The following is a 20,665-nucleotide window of genomic DNA, read 5'->3' as shown; positions in this document are numbered from 1 at the left end:
TTAGCCGGATATTCCGAAAATAAGAGAATAGAGACTTGCTTCTTTGAGTTCCTTTTCTATGGCTGCTTCCAGTTGTAATAGGCCTTCTTTGATATGGCACGGTTCATCGCAGAGAGGCGTTCTGGTACACTCATATCCTTCTTCAAAACAGGCATTGATGCCAAAGCCGCTGCCAAGACCCTGCATCAGCTGAAAGAGGCTTATGTCGTGCAGATCTGCCGTCAGGCGGCATCCGCCTTCTGCTCCTCTGGTGATGATGATCCATCCGGCTGTCTCCAGTTTTTTAATAATGCGGTAAGCAAACTGTTTCGGTGTTGCTTCCAGAGAGCATATTTCTTCTATTGAGCGTTTCTTTCCGTCGCTTAAAGCCCTTAAAATACGCAGGGCATAATCGGTTTCTCTTGAAATCAGCATGTGTCTCTCCCTCCTTATCTTAGTGAAAATATACCAAACTAAAAAATACCTGTCAATGGAACCCGGAAAATTCTTTCAGAGAAAAACCAGGCCCGCCAATATTAAGTGCGGACCTGGCTTCTTTGGGTTAGAACATTTTTACTGTTTCATGGATTCTATGAGACCGTCAGCTAATGTATCCATATCGGAACCGTTGTCTTCTGTCATAGAAGACATCAGTGTTACCTGCTCATCCAGGATATCCATCTCTCTCATATCATCAATAAATTCTCTCATCAGTGAACCGGATTTGCAGGCCCAGGAACCATTTTCAATGATGGCAAAAGTTCTTTTCTGGAGATTCAGTGCCTTCATATCCATCAGATAATTATGCATTAATGGATAGATGCCCAAATTATAAGTGACAGAAGCCAGAACGATGTGGCTTAAACGGAATGTCTCGGAGATCAGCTGGGATACATGGGTATTTGACACATCGTATAAGACTACATTTGTCATACCCTTTTCACACAGTTTTGCAGCCAGATTCTGTGCAGCGGCTTCGGTGTTGCCGTACATGGAAGCGTAGACGATCATCACGCCCTGTTCTTCCGGCTCATACCGGCTCCATTTATCATATTTATCAAGGAAATAACCAAGGTCTGTGCGCCATACCGGACCATGCAGAGGACAGATCGTTTTGATATCTATGGTTCCTGCTTTCTTTAACAGGGATTGTACATGAGGACCATATTTGCCAACGATATTTGTATAATATCTTCTGGCATCATCAATCCAGTCTCTGTCAAAGTTTACTTCATCATTGAACAGTTTGCCGTCCAGGGCGCCGAAGGAACCAAATGCATCGGCGGCAAAAAGAGTGCCGTCCGTTATGTCAAAGGATACCATGGCTTCCGGCCAATGAACCATTGGAGCATAGACAAAGGTTACTTCATGTTTTCCGAAAGACTGTACGTCTCCTTCCTCAACCTCGATCATATGTCCGTCCACATCGAATCCAAACTGACGCATGAGCATAAAGGCCTTTTCTGTACTGATGATCTGTACTTCCGGGTGGCGCAGAAGCACTTCTTCAATAGAAGCCCCGTGGTCCGGTTCCATGTGGTTGATCACCATATAGTCCAAGGGTCTCCCGTCCAGAACATATTCGATATTCTCTAGGAACTGCCGTCCGATGGACCAGTCAACCGTGTCAAATAATACGGTCTTTTCATCCAGAAGCAGATAGGAGTTATAGGAAACCCCTCTCGGAATCGGATGGATATTTTCAAACAGGGCCAGGCGGTGGTCATTGCCGCCAACCCAATATAAATCTTCGGTTACTTTTCTAACACAATGCATGGATCATACCTCCTTTTGATCAGTTGTCCAAATGCAGGAACGTTTAAACTTCAATAAACATATCTTTTGATTCGCCGCAGTCCGGACAGATCCATTCTTCCGGAAGTTTTTCAAATAGAGTTCCAGGATCAATCTCTCCCTCGGGATCTCCGTTCGCCGGATCATATTCATATCCGCATCCATTGCAGACATAGCGTTTCCAGGTAGGAACAGTTTTCTTCGGTTTTGCACGTTTCATTTTTTTCATCGGAGGAGCCGGCTGTTTTGGTTCTCCATTGTCGAGGGCCTTGGTCAGCAGAGGAAGAATTTCTTCCACATCTCCGACGATGCCGTAATCCGCATTTTTAAAGATCGGAGCATTTGCATTGGTATTAACTGCTACAATGGTTGTGGCATCTTTGATTCCTTTTAAATGCTGTCCTGCCCCGGAAATGCCGCAGGCGATGTACAGGTTTCCGTTAAATTTCTGTCCGGACATTCCCACATACCGGTTGATCGGAACATATTTTAAAGTTTCTGCTACCGGACGGGAAGAACCGATGGCAGCTCCTGCCTGAACGGCTAAATCTTCAATCAGTTTCATATTTTCTTTCGGACCGATGCCTTTTCCTGCGCTGACGACTCTGTCTGCTTTTGAAATCGGAGTGTCTAAGTCGATGCCGACCGTAAAATCATATCCGTCTTTTTTGAGGGCTTCTACAACAGCGTCCACCCGTTCTTCGGCGGAACCGTCTTTTAAGATCATTTTTTTGCGGACACCGGTCTCAGCACCTTTTTTTCTGGTTGGCTGATTTTTCGGCATCTTTCCAATGATATGAGAAGCGATGACGACTCTCTGGATTTCATTGGTGCCCTCATAGATGGTACAGATTTTTGCATCTCTGTAGGCACGTTCCACATCCATGCCTTTTAAGTAGCCGGTTCCACCAAAGATCTGAAGTGCATCGTTGACAACTTCCAGACAGATATCGGAAGTATACTGTTTTGCCATGGCAGATTCCAGACCGTATGGCTCATGATTTTCTTTCAGATCAGCGGCGCTGTACACGAGCAGGCGGGCAGTTCTCAATTTGGTCGCCATATCCGCAAGCTTAAATGCGATGGCCTGCTGCTGGCAGATCGGACGTCCGAACTGTTCTCTTTCTTTGGAGTATTCCAGAGCATTTTCATATGCACCCTGCGCAATGCCGAGGGCCTGTGCAGCGATGCCGATCCGTCCTCCGTCCAATGTGGACATGGCAATTTTAAAGCCTTCTCCTTCTTTTCCGAGAAGATTTTCTTTCGGTACTTTTACGTCATTGAAGATCAGTTCAGCAGTGGAAGAGGAACGGATTCCCATTTTGTCGTAATGATCGCCGAAGGTGAAGCCTTCCCAGCCCTTTTCAACGATAAATGCGCTGATGCCATGAGTTCCGATATCCGGGGTTGTGACTGCAAACACTACATAAGTATCCGCCTTATCGGCATTGGTGATAAAGATCTTGCCTCCGTTTAACACGTAATGGTCGCCTTCAAGGACTGCGGTGGTTTCAGTACCTCCCGCATCGCTGCCTGCATTTTGTTCCGTAAGGCCAAATGCACCGAGCTTTTCACCGGAAGCGAGAGGAACGAGATATTTTTGTTTTTGTTCTTCAGTTCCGAAAGCGAAGATCGGATAACTTCCGAGAGAGACGTGTGCAGATAAAATAACACCTGTGCCGCCGTCAACTCTGGAAAGTTCCTCTACAGCAATGGCATAGCTCAAGACATCTGATCCTGCGCCTCCGTATTCTTTCGGATACGGCAGTCCCATCATGCCCATTTTGGCAAACTTTTCAATGGCTTCGGTCGGAAATTCATTTTCTTTGTCCAAGAGGAAGGTGAGTGGTTTTACTTCGGTTTCTGCAAATTCCCTGACTTTCGCACGCAGGGCTTCATGAGCTTCGGTTGTTTGAAATAACATATAGAGCCTCCTTTGATTTAAATTTTTGTGAGGAAAACACCGTAATGAATGCCTTGCTGAAAGGCTCTTTAAAGAGTGTGATCTCACGATAAGGTATTTAGAATACTATGATTGAAATGTAAAAAATATAAACTTGATAAAATTAGTAAAGTATAAGTTGTTTCCAGTATATACCTGAGATTGGCAGAAGTAAATAGGGTTGGGATAAACTTGATTAAGTTTGTGAAGTATAACGAAAAAAAGAGAAAATAACTGTGAGTATTGCCGGTGACATTTTCTGCATGATTTCCGTTCGGCTCTTAGAATGCCTCACTCCAATCATGCAGAAAATGGTGATAAAGGCTGCTGGAGAAGGCTGTTCATAAAATATAAGGTTGAAGTCTGTGGTAGTTTTTCAATTATTAGAAGGAGGCATTTCCGTCACGCTTTGAAATGCGTTCCTCCAATAGTGCTAAAAAACTATCGCAAATGAACATTTTTGTTTGTTCATCTGCCTTCTGTAGTAGAAATTACGTACATTTTCACCACTATTTCCGTCGCACTTTTGAAATACGCTTTTCCAATAGCGGTAAATAACTTTCGAAAAGTAGCACCTTTTTTGACAGAGGCCTTTCTCCAGCAGACATTACGTACATTTTCCACATGATTGGAGTGAGGCATTCTAAGAGCCGAACGGAAATTATGTGAAAAATGTCATACTGATTTCCCAACCTGTAAAATTGATAATCACATAAAAACCACGGGAAATAGCCATTTGAAGGTGTATTGGAGAAAAATGTGAGAAAATTGATGACGGTTGGGAAAAATTTAGAGAAACGTTGATTTTATCAGCAAAACTGTCTATAATGAAATGGAAGAATGGCTTAAAAGCGATGGATAAACAGTAACAAGAGTTGTATTGAAATTCTACCTGGCACACAAGTTCTAACAGTTCCCCTTCCAGATAAACAGTAACAAGAGTTGTATTGAAATTTGATTGCAAGATCAAACCGTTTCATCACAGCCAGATAAACAGTAACAGAAATAAGATATACCCTGATAGTTAGGCACAGAATAGGAGTCCATGTCTAACTGCCAGGGTATTTTTCTGTATGTCATGACATTTTGACTAGTTTTACGACTTGCTGCCTCAGATATGTAAGATTTTTTAACATTCAGCAAAGTCTCTGCGGCGGTCCATTTGGAACTATCTAACGATAGTTTTTTAGCACTATTGGAGGAACACATTTCAAAGCGTGACGGAAATAGCGCTAAAAACCCCATACCTTATCAAATATAGCGCACCCACCTGAAGGGTATAAATTTATCTAATTCTTGTATACATCTGGTTTTTCTCAAAAAACTCTTTCGTTCTTTCTTATTTCTATGTTAGAGTATAAATTAGTGTTTTCTGTCCGGAAACGAAAAAATGTGTCGGACGGGGAGTGATTTTAACGAATGACGATGGAGGAGATTAAATTGGTAACGATAGCAAATTATTTAAGGCCGGAAAGTCTTTCGGAGGCATATGAGCTGAACCAAAAGAAGGCTAACCGGGTCCTTGGGGGGATGATGTGGCTGAGACTTTGTTCTCCCCGCATACAAAATGCCATTGATTTGTCCGGACTTGATTTAGACTACATTAGGGAGACAGAGGATGCGTTTGAGATCGGAGCTATGTGTTCCCTGAGGAGCCTGGAAACTCATCCGGGGCTGGAGGCTTATTTTTGCGGAGCCATAAAGGAAAGCGTGCGGCATATCGTGGGTGTCCAGTTCAGGAATCAGGCCACAGTAGGCGGGAGTATCTACGGCAGATTTGGTTTTTCTGATGTGTTGACCTGTCTGCTTGCCCTCGACACGGAAGTGGTGTTGGTTCATGCAGGGAAAATGACTTTGGCTGAATTTGCTGACAGGAAGCGTGACCGTGATATCTTAGAGAAGATCATCATTAAAAAAGATGGGCGCAGAGTCGCTTATCTGTCCCAGAGGGCGACAAAGACCGATTTCCCTGTGGCTGCATGTGCTGTATCTAAAAAGGAAGATACATGGTATGTCTCCGTTGGAGCAAGGCCGGCGAAGGCTGAGCTTGCTGTGATCCATGGAGAACCGGCAGAGACTTTGGGCGAAAAGGCAGTCGCTGACATGAAATTTGGAAGCAATATGAGAGGCAGCGCTGAATACCGGGAAGCGATCGCAAAAGTTCTCGTAAGGCGTGCCGCAAATGCTGTATTGGAGGAGTCATAGGGATGGAAGTGAAATTTCAGTTAAACGGAAAGCCGGCGGCAGCTGATATAGAGCCGGACTGTATGCTGCTGGATTTATTGAGAGATATGGGATGTTACAGCGTCAAAAGGGGCTGTGACACAACCAACTGCGGTCTGTGTACCGTTTTGGTGGACGGAAAACCGAGTCTTTCCTGCGCCATGCCGGCAGCCAGGGCAGAAGGAAAAGAAATCGTTACTTTAGAAGGGCTTCAGGAAGAGGCGGAAGATTTTGGAAGGTTCCTGGCAAAAGAAGGGGCAGAACAGTGTGGATACTGTTCTCCAGGATTTATCATGAATGTGATTGCGATGATGAGAGAATTAAAAGATCCATCCATTGAGGAAATAAAAGAGTATCTGGCAGGGAACCTCTGCCGGTGTTCCGGATATGAGGGCCAGATGCGCGCCATTCAAAGTTACATGAAAGAAAAAGGAGGACAGTAACATGAATTCAGTCAATACTTCTGTCCCAAAAGTAGATTCCATGGCATTGGTGACCGGAAAACCTGTCTATACGGATGATCTGGCTCCGAAGGACTGCCTGATTGTCAAGGTTTTAAGGAGTCCCCATGCCCATGCTAAGATCCAGAAAATAGAAACGGAAAGAGCACTGAAAGTTCCGGGAATTGAGTGTGTTTTGACTCATGAAGACTGCCCGGACAAGAGATTTACTATGGCCGGACAGACTTATCCAGAGCCGAGTCCCTATGACCGCAGGATCTTAGACGACAGGGTACGTTTTGTCGGAGATGCGGTTGCAGTGATTGCCGGTGTCTCTGAAAAAGCAGTGGCAAAGGCTATGAAGCTTGTAAAAGTAGATTACGAAGTGCTGGAGCCGGTCCTTAATTTCAGAAAGGCGAAAGATCACGAGATCCTGGTGCATCCGGAAGAAAACTGGAAAGCTCTCTGTGAAGTTGGGGCGGATAATCGCAGAAATCTCTGTGCCCACAATGAGACACAGGAAGGCGATATAGACAAGGTGCTGAAAGATTGTAAATATTACGTAGAGGAGACTTATCACACGAAAGCAAACCAGCAGGCCATGATGGAAAACTTCTGTACGTTTACACATATGGACGCATATGGAAGGCTCAATGTGGTGTCTTCCACGCAGGTCACTTTCCATGTGAGAAGAATTCTGGCACATGCCTTAGATATTCCAAAGTCAAAGATCCGTGTAGTAAAGCCAAGGATCGGAGGAGGCTTTGGGGCGAAGCAGACGGTAGTTACGGAAGTCTATCCGGCCCTGGTGACCATGAAGACAGGGAAGCCTGCGAAGATCGTCTACACAAGAGAAGAATCTTTCATCGCATCTAGTCCGAGGCATGAGATGGAAGTCACCGTGCGCATCGGTGCAGATGAAAATGGAATTATTAAGGGAATCGATGTATATACTCTGTCAAATACAGGGGCATACGGAGAGCATGGCCCGACGACCGTTGGGCTCTCCGGACATAAGTCCATCCCTCTGTACGGCAAGACAGAAGCATTCCGATTTGCTTACGATGTAGTCTATACCAATGTCATGTCTGCCGGTGCTTACCGGGGATACGGAGCTACTCAGGGTATTTTTGCCGTGGAATCCGCAGTAAATGAACTGGCCCATAAGATGAATATGGATCCGGTGAAGTTAAGAGAAATGAACATGGTGAAGGAAGGCCAGAAGATGTCTGCTTACTATGGTGAGACAGCAACAAGCTGTGCTCTGGACAAATGTGTGGAGCGGGTGAAAGAGATGATCTCATGGGATGAGAAATATCCAAGAAAAGACATGGGGAACGGAAAAGTCAGGGGTGTTGGTCTGGCATTAGCCATGCAGGGATCCGGAATTTCCAATGTGGACACGGCTGCTGTGACGATCAAAGTAAACGACGACGGATTTTACAGTCTGATCATAGGAGCTTCTGACATGGGAACCGGATGCGATACGATCCTTGCCCAGATGGCAGCAGACTGTCTGGATTGTGATATGGATCAGATCATTGTCCACGGAGTGGATACGGACGTATCTCCGTATGATACAGGCTCCTACGCATCCAGTACAACCTATGTGACCGGAATGGCTGTGGTCAAGACTTGTGAGGTCTTGAAAGAAAAGATTCTTAAAAAAGGTGCCCAGTACATTTCTTGTTCTAAGGAAGAAGTGGAATTTGACGGAAAGAGAGTGTTCCATCCGGAAAGCGGAAAAGAAATATCATTAAAAGAGATCGGCAATCAGGTGATGTGCGGAAATGAGGAAGCGCTTCAGGCAAGCGAATCCCATTATTCCCCGACTTCTCCGCCTCCTTTTATGGCAGGTGCCGCAGAAGTGGAAGTGGATTTGGAGACTGGAGCAGTGGAGCTGATTGATTTCGCGGCTGTGGTGGACTGTGGAACTGTCATTAATCCGAATCTTGCAAGAGTCCAGACCGAAGGAGGCATTGCTCAGGGAATCGGAATGGCTTTGTATGAAGAAATCCTTTACAATGACAAAGGGAAGACATCGGCCAACTCTTTTATGCAGTACAAGATTCCTACAAGACAGGACATCGGAAATATCCGGGTAGAATTCCAGAGCAGCTACGAGCCGACAGGACCTTTTGGGGCAAAATCCATCGGAGAAATTGTCATTAATACCCCAAATCCGGCAATCGCTGAGGCAGTATACAATGCGTCGGGAGTGCGTGTGAGAGAACTGCCGATTACAGCAGAGAAGATCTACATGGGGATGAAAGAAAAATAAAAAACTGAAAATATTTTATAAAAGAAGAGTCTGTGAGAGAAAATCTTTCCAGATTCTTCTTTGTTTTATTAGAGGATACAGCGCTTACGAAAACTTTTGTTTGCTTTTGTTCTATTATGTATTGCTTTTATATATTACCTGTGGTAATATAAAGCCATAAACACAAGTAAACGAAGTAAAACGCATGTAAACGAAATGGAGGGTGCAGAGATGAAGATCACGGCAGAACAGTTGGCAGGTATGGTAGATCACACAAATTTAAAGGCATTTGCAGACAGAGCAATGTTTGAAAAGCTTTGCGGCGAGGCGAAAGAGTACCGGTTCAAGATGGTAGCGATCAATCCGGCACAGATCAGTCTGTGCAAAGAACTGTTGGATGGAAGTCCGGTGCATGTGGGGGCAGCCATTGGATTTCCTCTCGGGCAGACCACACTTGAGTGCAAAGTCTTCGAGACCAAAGATGCCATAGAAAAGGGAGCCGATGAGATTGACTATGTGATCAACGTGGCGGAAGTAAAAAACAAAAATTTCGAGTACATAAAAGAAGAGATGGAGCAGATCGTGGCTGTCTGCAGGAAGGCAGGGGTCATCAGCAAAGTGATCTTTGAAAACTGTTACCTGACTGACGAAGAAAAAACAAAAGTTGCAGAAATTGCAAAAGAGGTAAAGCCGGATTTCATTAAAACATCTACGGGATTTGGAACCGGAGGGGCTGCAGTGGAAGACGTGAGGCTGATGAAATCAGTCGTGGGCGATACAGTGAAAGTAAAAGCCGCGGGAGGCATCAGAGATCTGAAAACTGCCCTGGATATGATAGAAGCCGGAGCTGAGAGACTCGGAACGAGTGCAGGTGTTGAGATTATAAAAGAGATGCAGGAATAAGGGGAGGAAAATAAGATGAGAGAAGTCAAAGTATGTCTGATCGGCTCCGGAAGGGCAGGTATGGTCCACGCACATAATTACACAGGAAGCGTTCCTAATGCAAGGATTATCGCAGTCTGTGACCCGGTAGAGGAAACGGCAAAAAATGCGGCAGAAGAGCTGGGCATTGAACAGTATTATACAGATTACAGAGATGTCCTGAAAAATGACGAGATCAATGCGGTCTATATTGTGACGCCCACCAAGTACCACAAAGAGATCGCAGTGGCCGCAGCTCAGGCAAAGAAGCACATTTTCTGTGAAAAGCCTATGGCTATGAACGAGGAAGAGTGTGACGAGATGATCAGGGCCGCCGATGAAAATAATGTAAAGCTGCAGATTGGATTTATGCGCCGTTTCGACGAGAGCTTCCAGGAAGCAAAACGGATGATCGCAGAAGGGGAGATCGGGGAGATTGTCTTAGTGAAATCTCATTCCAGAGGGCCTAGTAAACCAAAGGAGTGGATGTACGATATTAAAAAGAGCAACGGACCTTTGGCAGAGGTCAGCAGCCATGATATTGACACGGTCCGCTGGTTCGCGGAAAGTGAACTTGAGAGCGTTTACGCCATAGGAGGGAATTTCCGAAACAAAGAGATTGCCGAACAGTATCCGGATTTCTATGACAATGTTATTATGACCGGTGAGTTTGCCAATGGAATTCATGCCTGCGTGGAAGGCGCCCAGTATGTTCAGTATGGATATGACGCCAGGGTAGAAATTCTGGGGACAAAAGGAGTCATCTGTCTCGGAGATATCCATGAAAAGAAGATCCTTACCTGTACTCCGAATCACGAGTTAAAACGTCCGACTACGAGGAGCTGGAAGTTCTTGTTTAAAGACGCCTACTTGGCCGAGGACCGAAGCTTCATCCGCGCTATCTTAAATGATACTCCGGTAGAGTGCAGCGGCCTTGACGGAAAGATGGCAGTAAGGATCGTAAAAGCAGGAAATGAATCCATCGTAAACAAAAAGATCGTGAAATTATAAGAAGAGACTGACAGGAGGACCGTATGTTTGCAGAAGAACGAAAAGAAGAAATCATGAGGCTTTTGAAAGAAAATAAAAGGGTGAGCAGCGCCGAACTTTCTGAGCGGTTTCATGTGAGCGGAACGACGGTCCGCACCTATCTGATGGAACTGGAGAAGGCAGGGAGGCTGATCAGAACTCACGGAGGGGCACTGCTGAACGATGATATTTTGAATGTGGAAGAGTCTATCGCCGCAAGAAAACAGAAATGTCTGAGGGAAAAGCAGAAAGCCGCTGCAAAGGCCAGAAGCATGATAAAGGACGGGGATACGATTCTTCTGGACAGCGGAACGACCATGCTGGAACTTGCAAAACTCTTAAAGGATGCAAAAAACCTCACGGTCGTGACCAATGACCTGCCTTCAGCCATGGAACTTCAAAAAATGGAGGGCGTTTATCTGATCCTGATCGGAGGTCATGTGCGGACGGCATTCGAAAGCACGGTGGGCAGTATGGGCATGAAGTTTTTGGAGAATATCTCGGTTGAAAAGGCATTTATGTCATCGGACGGTGTGTCTCTGACCAAGGGTGCCACCACACCAAACATGGATCAGGCAGAGATCAAAAAGGAAATGATGGCCGCGGCAGACCAGAATTATCTCGTCTGCGATACGTCCAAGATCGGGAAGCGTACCATTTGTTCCTATGCAAAGATCGTAGACTTCGACGGTTTTATCCTGGATGAACCGCTGTCCGATGAAATGAAAGAAGCCTTTGAAAGCCATGGGACAGTTATTTATTAAAGCATCGTAAAAATGAAGAATGATCCAGAGAAGCCCCCTTTTTCTTAACGACTGCGGCAGAGACTAAGTTGGCTTTGCCGACTGCATGAGAAAGGGAAAATCCCAGTTTTCTAAGCGCCATAACAGCTCCTATGTGGGCGTCACCGGCTCCGGTGGCGTCCACTTGTTTTGCATTTCTGGACGGAAGAAATACCCCTGTTCCGTTTTCCAGACAGTATGCACCGTCTTTGCCGAGCGTGATGACGACATCCTGTCCGGTCAGCCTGGTGATGGCCCTGGCGGCATGTTCCGTATCTGTCTTACCGGTCAGCAAAAAAGATTCGGACTGGTTTAAATGTACCACAGGATGAAGTGCAAACAGGCGATACATCAGATCTTTCGGCTGTTTCTCGATCCTTGGACCGGGTGCATAATAGATCTTCATATGTGGCTGCTGTTCTAAAAACGAAACGATGTGTTCTCCGGTACTTTCTTCGATTTCCAGTCCGCAGATATAGGCTGTGTCATATTCGGAAGCATCGATCAGATCAAACCACTCTTTCTGAAACAGATATTCGGCTCCGTGGTAAGAAGCAAAAGTCCGTTCGCCTGTCTGATCGACAAAACAATAGCAGCAGCCGTTTTCAAGATCAGGGACAGGCAGGACGGAGACAATCCCGCGTTTTTCCCATTCTTCTCTGACAAAATCTCCATAGATCCCGGTTCCTGCCGGAGAAAACAGCAGGTGAGGCACCTGAAAATGCCGGATCATATCGGATACATTAAAAGCACATCCGCCGATGCACAGACGCTGATTTAAGATATGAACATCTTCACCGGGGGCAGGGAGTTTTTTGACATTCATGATCACATCGGCTACAGAGGAGCCGATGATCAAAATTTTCTTTTTCGGGTTCATATATTTTCCTCCATGTCTTATGATATAATAAAATCCCTAAAAATTAAACAGGATAGGAGAATCATTATGACAAAGAAAAAGATTTTGACCGTTGTTCCCATAAGCGATACATATAAAGAAAAACTGAAAGAAGTTTCCGAAGGGTGTGAAATCATGTATTCCATATATGAGGATGTCAGCAGAGAAATGGTGCAGGAGGCAAATATCATCATCGGAAATGTTCCTGCATGGATGATCGGCATGTCGAAGAATCTGGAACTTCTGCAGCTGAATTCTTCCGGGACTGATGCCTATATGGGCGTGAATATTTTAAATAAAAATACGATCATGACCAGTGCTACTGGTGCCTATGGAAAAGCCGTGGGGGAGCACCTGTTTGCAATGCTCATGTCCATACAGAAGAAGCTTCACGTCTACCGGGACAATCAGAATCGCTGCGACTGGTCCGATGAGGGGCAGGTGCTTTCTCTGACTGGAAATACGGTGCTGATCGCGGGACTCGGGAATATAGGTCTGTCCTTTGCCAAAATGATGAAAGGGCTGGATTCTTATGTGATCGGAATTAAGAGAAGAAAGTCAGAGTGCCCGGAGGGCGTGGATGAACTGCACACCATGGAGAAACTCGATGAGCTGCTTCCAAAGGCGGATGTGGTCGTTTCCATCCTTCCTAATACACCTGTTACGAGAGGGATATTTGGAGAAGGCCAGTTTAAGAAAATGAAAAAAAATGCAGTATTTCTCAATGCAGGCCGGGGAAATGCCGTGGATACGGAGGCACTGTGCAATGCTCTGATCAGGGGAGAGATTTATGCCGCGGGATTGGATGTGACAGATCCGGAGCCTCTGCCTCAGGAACACCGTCTGTGGAATATTAAAAATGCAGTGATCACACCTCATATTTCTGGGGATTTTCATCTTCCGCAGACATTGGATTTTATCGCAGACATTGCAGTGGAAAATGTCAGAAGATATCTGAGCGGAGAAGAATTGCTCCATGTCGTTGATTTTCAGACAGGATACTGCAAATAAACGTTGTGTTCTCCTGGGAAATAATATATAATAATAGTAATTGTTACTATTTATGATATGCTGTAAGGGGGAAAACCAATGAGTAAACATTTGTCTGTCGATGTAAGAGTACCGATCGATTCCGATAATCCGTCTATCATGAGGCATGAGGAAAAGTGCATTAAATGCGGCCAGTGTAAAAATATCTGCAAAGATTATATTTCCGTATTGGGAACTTATTCACTTGCCGAGACGAAAGACAGGGCCGTCTGTATCAACTGTGGCCAATGTGCCAATGTCTGTCCGGTTGAGAGCATCACCGAGACATATGAGTACCAGCAGGTCAGAGAGGCGGTAAAAGATCCGGAAAAGATTGTTATCGTAAGTACATCACCGTCTGTGAGGGCTGCTTTGGGTGAGGAATTCGGAACAGAAGAAGGTATGTTTGTCCAGGGCAAAATGGTGGCACTCCTCCGCGCTCTGGGGGTTGATTATGTGCTGGATACAAATTTCAGTGCAGATCTTACGATCATGGAGGAAGCAAGCGAACTGATCGAGAGGATTACGAAAGGAACAAAACCTTTGCCTCAGTTTACCAGCTGCTGTCCTGCATGGGTGAAGTTTGCAGAGATTTATTATCCGGAGCTGCTGGATCATATTTCTACGGCAAAAAGTCCCATCGGAATGCAGGGACCGACCATCAAAACCTATTTTGCGAAGCTGATGGGCATCGATCCGGAGAAGATCGTAAATGTGGCGCTGACACCGTGTACGGCGAAAAAATTTGAAATCCGCAGGGAAGAGATGAAGGACGCAGGCATTTCCTATGGCAAAGAAGATATGCGGGATATGGATCACGTCATAACAACGAGAGAAGCAGCACTGTGGGCGAAAGAAGAAGAGATCGACTTTCTCAGTTTAGAAGACTCCGATTTTGATCAGTTTATGGGAGAGGGATCAGGTGCGGGGGTGATCTTTGGCAATTCCGGAGGTGTCATGGAGGCAGCGTTAAGAACTGCATATGAGTTTATCACAAAAGAAAAAGCACCGGATATCCTTTACGACCTGAAACCTGTCCGGGGCATGGAAGGGGTAAAAGAGGCAAGCCTTGATATCGGTGATCTCACAGTCAACGTGGCCGTGGTTTACGGTACGGGAAATGCCAGAAAAATGATCGATAAGGTAAAATCTTCGGATAAGCAGTATCATTTCATCGAAGTCATGACCTGTCCCGGCGGATGTATCGGCGGCGGAGGACAGCCGAAGGATAAAGAATTTAAAGGACAGATCATTCAGGAAAAGAGGATTGAGAGCCTTTACAGGAGAGACAGCGGGATGCAGATCCGTGCAAGCCATGAAAATGAGCAGATCAAGAAGCTTTATGAAAAATTTTATGGGGAGCCGTTAAGCGAACTGGCAGAACAAATGCTGCATACCATGTATCATGACCGGAGTGAAGAGCTTGGACAGAAAACAGAAAAAGAACCTGACATAAAGAAGGATTCTGTGAAAAAATATGTGTGCAGTGTCTGCGGATATGTACATGAAGGGGAGCAGGCGCCGGAAGAATGCCCGGTTTGTCATGTGGATTCAGATAAATTTATTCTTCAGGAAGCCGAAAAGTCATGGGCTGCGGAACACGCAGTGGGAGCCGCTGAAGGAGTTTCAGAGGACATTCTTTCTGATCTGCGTGCCAATTTCGAAGGAGAATGCCGGGAAGTGGGAATGTATTTTGCCATGGCCAGAGCAGCTCACCGGGAAGGATATCCGGAAATCGGACGATACTACGAAAAAGCGGCCAGGGAAGAAGCAGATCACGCTGCTAAATTTGCGGAACTTTTAGGAGAAGCAGTAACGAATTCTACGAAGAAAAACCTGGAACTGCGTGTGGATGCAGAATATGGTGCGGCTGAAGGAAAAACAGATCTTGCGGCACGGGCCAAAGAAAAAGGTCTGGATGCCATCCACGAAACGGTCCACGAAATGGCGAGAGATGAAGCGAGGCATGGGAAGGCTTTTGAAGGGTTCTTAAAGAGATACTTTAATTCATAAAAACGCGGGGTGAATATGTTAAAAGATGTCTATGAAAAGTTTGCGAATGATTATGATGAATTTGGCAGCATTGAGGATTATTTAGGGAGTGAGAAGACATTCTTTAAAGTGTTATTTGCTGAAAACAATGTACAAACTGTTTTAGACTGTGCCTGCGGAACAGGGCAGCATTTACTTATGCTGGATGAATTGGGTTTATCTGTTTGCGGCTCTGACTATTCTGCTGCAATGTTAAAGGCTGCCGCTGTAAATTTGGAAAAACATAGAAAGAAAATACCGCTTCATCAATGTGACTTCAGACAATTACAGGAGGCGTATACGGAAAAATTTGATGCTGTTGTATGTCTTACAACATCACTGCCTCACATGCATACAGATGAAGACTTGCTGAGAGCTCTCAGGTCAATGAAAGACAGGCTGAATACAAAGGGACTGCTTGTATTAACACAGGGAACAACACACTATACATTATCTATGCCGCCAATCGAGGTAGTTGTAAACAGAAATGATTTTTCCCGGATATTTGTGAAGGAAAACGACAGCCAATTTCAAACAGTACACGTTCTGGATTTGTTCCATTCACAAGAACGGAACGAGCAGAATCAATACGATATTAAATATAAGATTATTCTTGATGATGATTATAGACGTTTGTTGGAAGAAGCAGGATTTCATAACATTCAGATTTACGGGGACTATGATAAAAGTCCCTATGATAAACAGAGCAGACGGCTGATTGTAGTTGCTCAAACAGCAGTTAACTAAAATAGTCCATGGGGAGCCGTGCATTTATGACATATGGGTAAATGTACGGTTTCTTTATTATGTCCGAACTGGAACTTGCCCACATTGCCCTTGGTCATCGTGTTATGTTCTTTATACAGATCATGATCGGTTAAAGAAAGAGTAACAGAAGTTTGCTGCAAATTATTATTGGTTTTATAAGGTATAGTTAACCAGGAGGTAATGGTATGAACATTTGGGAAAACACGGTTTTAATGGACCAGGGAAAAGCATTACAGGCAAAACTTATGAAAGGTCAGACGCTAAAGATCATAAGGGTAACTACAGGGACAAAAAAAGTGCCTGTGGTGGATCTGAGGCAGCAGGTCAGCGTTACGGAAGGAGGATATGATATAACTCTTCAGCCGCCAAGGACAGAAGGGGACAGCACTGTCCTTCCAGTCTTATTGGAGAATAAGGGTTTGGAAAATAGCTACGAATTATGGCAGGTAGGTTTTTATGCTGATGACCCGGATGAAGGAGAAATTTTGTTTTGTCTTGCTCGGGCAGCACAGGCTAAAAATATTCCTTCACAGATGGAAAGCCCAGGCTTTTCGATTTCTTGGGATTTTTACTTTAAGACATCTAATGTAACACCTTTTGAAGTACTTTTAGATTCTAAAGGGCTGGTGAATATAGAGCAGTATCAAATTCAGACAAATATTGTTAATGAAGTAAAGAGCAAAGTTGATAACTTAAATCTCAGCAGATAAATCCAGTTTAAATGCTACAAATGTAAAGCTAAATCAAAAGGCTGATCAGACAAGCTTAAATGCTATAAATACAAATTTAAATATGCTATCTTCACAAGTAAATAATGTAAAAGGTATGAGGATGGCAGCTGGAGAGGGAACTATATCATCCGTGGGACAGGCATATAAGGTACAGCGGGTAAATTATGGTGTAACTTTTAGAAGTAATCCAGGAATTGTCGTTGGTTTAAATCAATCAGGAGCGAATAGATTTGTCTGTGTGGGAACTCATGATCCCAGCGGATTCAATGTCAACGCTTATTGTACTCAGGGTACAGCTGATGTAAAGTTTACTTGGATTGCAATAGGGTTTGTTTGATGAAATTCCAAGCGCGTCTTTCTTATAATAACAAATGTATTCCCTTTTCTTGACATAGTCGATTCATTACAATACAATATCCAATAGAATTGTATATGAAAGATGGGAGATACATATGAAAACTTTACAAAAAATCAGCAGTATGCTGTCCAGCAAAACGTCTGTCTTTGTCATCTTAGTGGCGATTGCAGCCTTCTTTGTCCCGGATGTTTTCTCCTGGGTACAGGGAAATAATCAGAGCCTTGTACTTGGAGTCATCATGTTTACGATGGGATTGACATTGACGACAGAAGACTTCAAAGTGTTGGCAAAACGTCCGCTGGATATCTTTATCGGAGCAGCGGCTCAGTACCTGATCATGCCGTTTCTGGCTTATGGGATTTCGACTATTTTAAGACTGCCCAATGAGATTGCCATCGGATTGATTCTAGTCGGTTGCTGCCCGGGAGGGGTATCATCGAATATCATGTCATACCTATGCCATGGAGATGTACCGTTTTCCGTTGGAATGACTACGGCATCCACGCTTTTGTCACCACTCATGACACCGATGATGGTACTGTTTTTGGCAGGAGCAAGGATCGAAGTCAACGCCGCTTCTATGTTCATCTCGATCGTGAAATCTGTACTGCTTCCGGTCCTGCTCGGATTTATACTAAATACCTTGTTTGGCAAAAAGGAAGCTTTCAAAGAAGCACAGCAGGTCATGCCTGGAATTTCAGTGATCGGGCTGGCATTGATCGTCGGAGGCGTTATTGCACTTCAGGGAGCGAATTTCTTTAAATCTGGTGCTGTGATCTTTATTGCAGTTTTGCTGCATAACAGTCTTGGATATGCCCTTGGCTATGGAGTCGGCAAACTGACAGGAATGAACACAGCAAAGAAACGCACAATTTCGATTGAAGTTGGAATGCAGAATGCGGGACTTGCTACAAATCTGGCAACGGCCCATTTTGCCGCGGCACCTCAGGCGGCTATGGCCAGTGCGGTATCCTGTGTATGGCACTCAATCTCAGGAACTATTTTGGCAGGAATCTATTTACAAAAAGATAATATGCAGGAAGAACAGGCCAAAAACAGGCTGGCAGCAGAAACAGAATAATTTTTTAGGGATACACCTGTATTGTATAGGTGTATCCTTATTTTTTGCATAATTTCAGACGTTTTGACAAAAATTATAAAGTAACTGGTTAATATTCGCAGTTCTATTACATTTCTTTCCTCTTGATTTTCTTATGTTTCTAATTTATAGTTAGTCCTGAAAAAGTTTAGAAGCGCAAAGAGATGAGAGAAGAAAAGTTTTATGAAGAACTCAGTCCATATGTGGAGCGGGTCAAGCAGGGTGATCAGGATACCTTTGAGTATCTTTACCAGGCTACATATGATATGACCAAATGGTTTGTGCTGAATTTTTGTAAGGATAAAAATGAGGCAGAAGACATCATACAGGAAATATACCTGGATGTTTACCGTTATCTGCCGGATTTGAAAAATAATCTAGCATTTTGTGTGTGGCAGAGAAAAATTTCATACCGCTGCTGTATCAGAGTTTCCAAACAGAAGAAGGATGTTGTCGTTGGAGACAGTGTCATTGAAACAATCGATCATATGGCGGAGAAGGACAGTGAGCCGCAGGAAGCTGTTCTGAAGGATGAAAAAAATCAGCTGCTGTTTCAGTGCATTTCAAATCTGCCGATAAAACAAAAGGCCGCAGTGATCATGAGTGGCCTCTGGCAGATGAAAATGAGAGAAATTGCGGAAGTCATGGATTGTGACATTAATGCGGTGAAAAATCTCTTGTATCATGGAAAGAGAATTTTCTATGTCAGACGGCACATCGGTAACGGTCAAAGTGACACTGACAGGAGAACACAAGGTAGTGTTTGACCCTAGCGGAGGAGATCATAAACCGGAAGACCAGCTGGTTACCGGGGGAGAAAAGATTGAGAGACCGTCAGATCCGAAAAGAGACGGATACACGTTTGAAGGATGGTATTACACTGATGAGAATGGAAAGGAACAGAAATGGGATTTTAATGATTCATTGAATCAGGGGATAGAATTAAAAGCAAAATGGACAAAGGAGAGGGAAACATCTAAGAGTACAGAACAGACAAAGGACCCCAAAAAAGAACCCCCGGCATCAGACAAAAAGCAGGCATCCAAAAAGAAGCCATCTAAGAAAAAGTCAGATAAAAAAACAGAGACGCTCCCTGAATGGGGACAATATCAAATCAAAGGAAATGGCAGCGGAGCTGGAAACCAAAACGGAGAATTATCTGAAACTTCTGACATAAAAAAACCATTTGTAATCTTAATTTTACTGATAGCCAGCGGAAGCATCAGTGCCGGTCTGCTGTTCAGAAATTATAATAGAAGAAAGTAAAACAGAAAAGACTCTCTTTTGCTTAAGAGGGTCTTTTCTTGAGATTGCTAGATATACTGTCTGACATCCTGTACCAGAGGAAGGATGCTGTCCCGGTCGGTAAAGTCTACGTGTTTTCCATAAGTTTCAAGAATTCCCTGGTCCTCCTCTGTTAGGTCCTCCGGTTTTTTCTTGGAGAGCATTTTTTTCATCATCCACATCATAACCCGGTGTTTTTTGCTGAACCGGGAATAATCCATCCAGCCTCTGAGGTGATAGAAGGAAATCTGTTGTTTCAATTCACCGGGGAAAACTGAATCTAGATTTTTTAAAATGTGTTCTACATTTTCCGGCAGCGCAGGATCGGCAATTCCGCAAGTGAATACAAACACTTTTTTCTTTTGTATAAATTCAGGATGGCGGGAAATCAGGGAAATACCGGTGACTCCTCCGGCATAAAGGCCACCGCCGTAAATGATAACGTTATAGGGTTCCAGGACAGAAAGATCCAGGTTTTTATTTTCATACAGATCGGCAGACAAGGAGTCGGCGATCCACTGTGCGTATTGTTTTGTGGACCCGTAAACGGACCCGTAGACAACTGCGGTTTTCTTCATATATTACATTCCTCCATGTTTTTCATCATAGTATTCAGGGTTTCCAGTGCGGTCTTCAGCTGTGTCTCTGAGATATCCTTGTATAAAAGATCCATAAAAGCTTCTTCCTTTAAGGCATACGCAGACTGCAGTGATTCGGCTTTTCTGCCAAGGCGCACCCGGCTTTTGCGGCGGTCATCCGGGTCAGTTTCTATTTCCGCATAACCTTTCTGCTGAAGTTTTAAAGCGATCTGCTTTACATTTTGGTGGGAACTGCCCATAAGGGAGGAAAGTTCATTGAAAGTTGGGGCATACTCAAAGGTATTGAGAGCAGCCAGAAGAAACCATTGTTTTGACGTGATCTCTTCATAGAAGCGGTCTCCGATTGACTGGAGCCGGTTACTGGTCATAAATAATGCAGCAAACAGCAGGTGTCTGCTGTCGTAATCTTCTAATTTCATGGTCGAAATACCTCCTATATGTAATGTATTACATAAATCATGAAATGTCAAAGAAAATAGAAAGAAACCGGATTCCGGT

The 20,665-nt window shown here is 44.3% G+C and carries 19 protein-coding genes; 13 read left to right on the top strand and 6 right to left on the bottom strand.

Annotated features, from left to right (window positions below; translation table 11 throughout):
• The 3 genes from DWV34_RS13680 to DWV34_RS13670 all read right to left on the bottom strand — a co-directional run bounded on the left by DWV34_RS13680 (nt 1) and on the right by DWV34_RS13670 (nt 3,697).
• Complete coding sequence (locus DWV34_RS13680) at nt 1-414, bottom strand: RrF2 family transcriptional regulator (RefSeq protein ID WP_006566033.1); 414 nt, start codon at nt 412-414, stop codon at nt 1-3.
• A gap of 138 nt (nt 415-552) precedes the next feature.
• On the bottom strand, nt 553-1,755 hold the full coding sequence (locus tag DWV34_RS13675) for an FprA family A-type flavoprotein (RefSeq protein WP_009288931.1): 1,203 nt from the start codon (nt 1,753-1,755) through the stop codon (nt 553-555).
• Nucleotides 1,756-1,798: 43 nt separating this feature from the next.
• Nucleotides 1,799-3,697 carry an acyl-CoA dehydrogenase family protein gene (locus DWV34_RS13670; protein ID WP_009288930.1) on the bottom strand — a complete coding sequence of 633 codons (1,899 nt, stop codon included), beginning with the start codon at nt 3,695-3,697 and terminating at the stop codon, nt 1,799-1,801.
• 1,437 nt (nt 3,698-5,134) lie between these two features.
• Between DWV34_RS13670 and DWV34_RS13660 the strand changes: the two genes are divergently transcribed.
• The 6 genes from DWV34_RS13660 (at nt 5,135) to DWV34_RS13635 (ending at nt 11,352) form a co-directional block, all read left to right on the top strand.
• Entirely contained in the window at nt 5,135-5,920 is a 786-nt protein-coding gene (locus tag DWV34_RS13660) for an FAD binding domain-containing protein (RefSeq protein WP_009288929.1), read from the top strand.
• A 2-nt stretch (nt 5,921-5,922) separates the two neighbouring features.
• Nucleotides 5,923-6,381 (top strand): (2Fe-2S)-binding protein, encoded by a 459-nt coding sequence (locus DWV34_RS13655; RefSeq protein WP_009288928.1) that lies wholly within the window; start codon nt 5,923-5,925, stop codon nt 6,379-6,381.
• A gap of 1 nt (nt 6,382) precedes the next feature.
• A complete protein-coding gene (locus DWV34_RS13650) occupies nt 6,383-8,659 on the top strand; it encodes a xanthine dehydrogenase family protein molybdopterin-binding subunit (RefSeq protein ID WP_009288927.1) in 2,277 nt (758 codons plus the stop codon).
• A gap of 195 nt (nt 8,660-8,854) precedes the next feature.
• On the top strand, nt 8,855-9,541 hold the full coding sequence (deoC, locus tag DWV34_RS13645; RefSeq protein ID WP_009288926.1) for a deoxyribose-phosphate aldolase: 687 nt from the start codon (nt 8,855-8,857) through the stop codon (nt 9,539-9,541).
• A gap of 15 nt (nt 9,542-9,556) precedes the next feature.
• Nucleotides 9,557-10,570, top strand: coding sequence for a Gfo/Idh/MocA family oxidoreductase (locus tag DWV34_RS13640; RefSeq protein ID WP_009288925.1), 1,014 nt, complete (start codon nt 9,557-9,559; stop codon nt 10,568-10,570).
• 23 nt (nt 10,571-10,593) lie between these two features.
• Nucleotides 10,594-11,352 (top strand): DeoR/GlpR family DNA-binding transcription regulator, encoded by a 759-nt coding sequence (locus tag DWV34_RS13635; protein WP_009288924.1) that lies wholly within the window; start codon nt 10,594-10,596, stop codon nt 11,350-11,352.
• On the opposite strand, the gene DWV34_RS13630 is transcribed toward DWV34_RS13635, so the two are convergent.
• Nucleotides 11,342-12,250: a PfkB family carbohydrate kinase gene (locus DWV34_RS13630; protein ID WP_009288923.1), complete on the bottom strand. Its 909-nt coding sequence runs from the start codon at nt 12,248-12,250 to the stop codon at nt 11,342-11,344. The two genes, DWV34_RS13635 and DWV34_RS13630, sit on opposite strands and share 11 nt — an antisense overlap.
• Nucleotides 12,251-12,316: 66 nt before the next feature.
• Here DWV34_RS13630 and DWV34_RS13625 point away from each other — a divergent pair, with 66 nt between their 5' ends.
• The 7 genes from DWV34_RS13625 to DWV34_RS13585 all read left to right on the top strand — a co-directional run bounded on the left by DWV34_RS13625 (nt 12,317) and on the right by DWV34_RS13585 (nt 19,550).
• Nucleotides 12,317-13,279 carry a D-2-hydroxyacid dehydrogenase gene (locus tag DWV34_RS13625; protein ID WP_118476514.1) on the top strand — a complete coding sequence of 321 codons (963 nt, stop codon included), beginning with the start codon at nt 12,317-12,319 and terminating at the stop codon, nt 13,277-13,279.
• A gap of 78 nt (nt 13,280-13,357) precedes the next feature.
• Complete coding sequence (locus DWV34_RS13620; protein ID WP_009288921.1) at nt 13,358-15,310, top strand: [FeFe] hydrogenase, group A; 1,953 nt, start codon at nt 13,358-13,360, stop codon at nt 15,308-15,310.
• 15 nt (nt 15,311-15,325) lie between these two features.
• On the top strand, nt 15,326-16,075 hold the full coding sequence (locus DWV34_RS13615) for a class I SAM-dependent methyltransferase (protein WP_118476513.1): 750 nt from the start codon (nt 15,326-15,328) through the stop codon (nt 16,073-16,075).
• A gap of 206 nt (nt 16,076-16,281) precedes the next feature.
• Nucleotides 16,282-16,806, top strand: a complete 525-nt coding sequence (locus tag DWV34_RS13610) for a hypothetical protein (protein ID WP_022261159.1) — start codon at nt 16,282-16,284, stop codon at nt 16,804-16,806.
• Nucleotides 16,807-17,279: 473 nt separating this feature from the next.
• Entirely contained in the window at nt 17,280-18,266 is a 987-nt protein-coding gene (locus DWV34_RS13595) for a bile acid:sodium symporter family protein (protein ID WP_022261157.1), read from the top strand.
• A gap of 182 nt (nt 18,267-18,448) precedes the next feature.
• Entirely contained in the window at nt 18,449-19,051 is a 603-nt protein-coding gene (locus tag DWV34_RS13590; protein ID WP_009288916.1) for an RNA polymerase sigma factor, read from the top strand.
• Nucleotides 18,987-19,550 (top strand): InlB B-repeat-containing protein, encoded by a 564-nt coding sequence (locus DWV34_RS13585; protein ID WP_225103664.1) that lies wholly within the window; start codon nt 18,987-18,989, stop codon nt 19,548-19,550. The genes DWV34_RS13590 and DWV34_RS13585 overlap by 65 nt, the downstream gene beginning before the upstream one ends.
• A 47-nt stretch (nt 19,551-19,597) precedes the next feature.
• Here DWV34_RS13585 and DWV34_RS13580 read toward each other — a convergent pair whose 3' ends face one another.
• Entirely contained in the window at nt 19,598-20,146 is a 549-nt protein-coding gene (locus tag DWV34_RS13580) for a flavodoxin domain-containing protein (protein WP_009288914.1), read from the bottom strand.
• Nucleotides 20,143-20,586: a MarR family winged helix-turn-helix transcriptional regulator gene (locus DWV34_RS13575; RefSeq protein ID WP_006566008.1), complete on the bottom strand. Its 444-nt coding sequence runs from the start codon at nt 20,584-20,586 to the stop codon at nt 20,143-20,145. Before DWV34_RS13575 ends, DWV34_RS13580 begins: the two co-directional genes overlap by 4 nt.
• Between the last annotated feature and the right edge of the window lie 79 nt (nt 20,587-20,665).

Source organism: Anaerostipes sp. AF04-45 (assembly GCF_003461725.1).
GTDB classification, from domain to species: Bacteria; Bacillota; Clostridia; order Lachnospirales; family Lachnospiraceae; genus Anaerostipes; species Anaerostipes caccae.
This window is presented reverse-complemented; position numbering and strand designations above follow the sequence as displayed.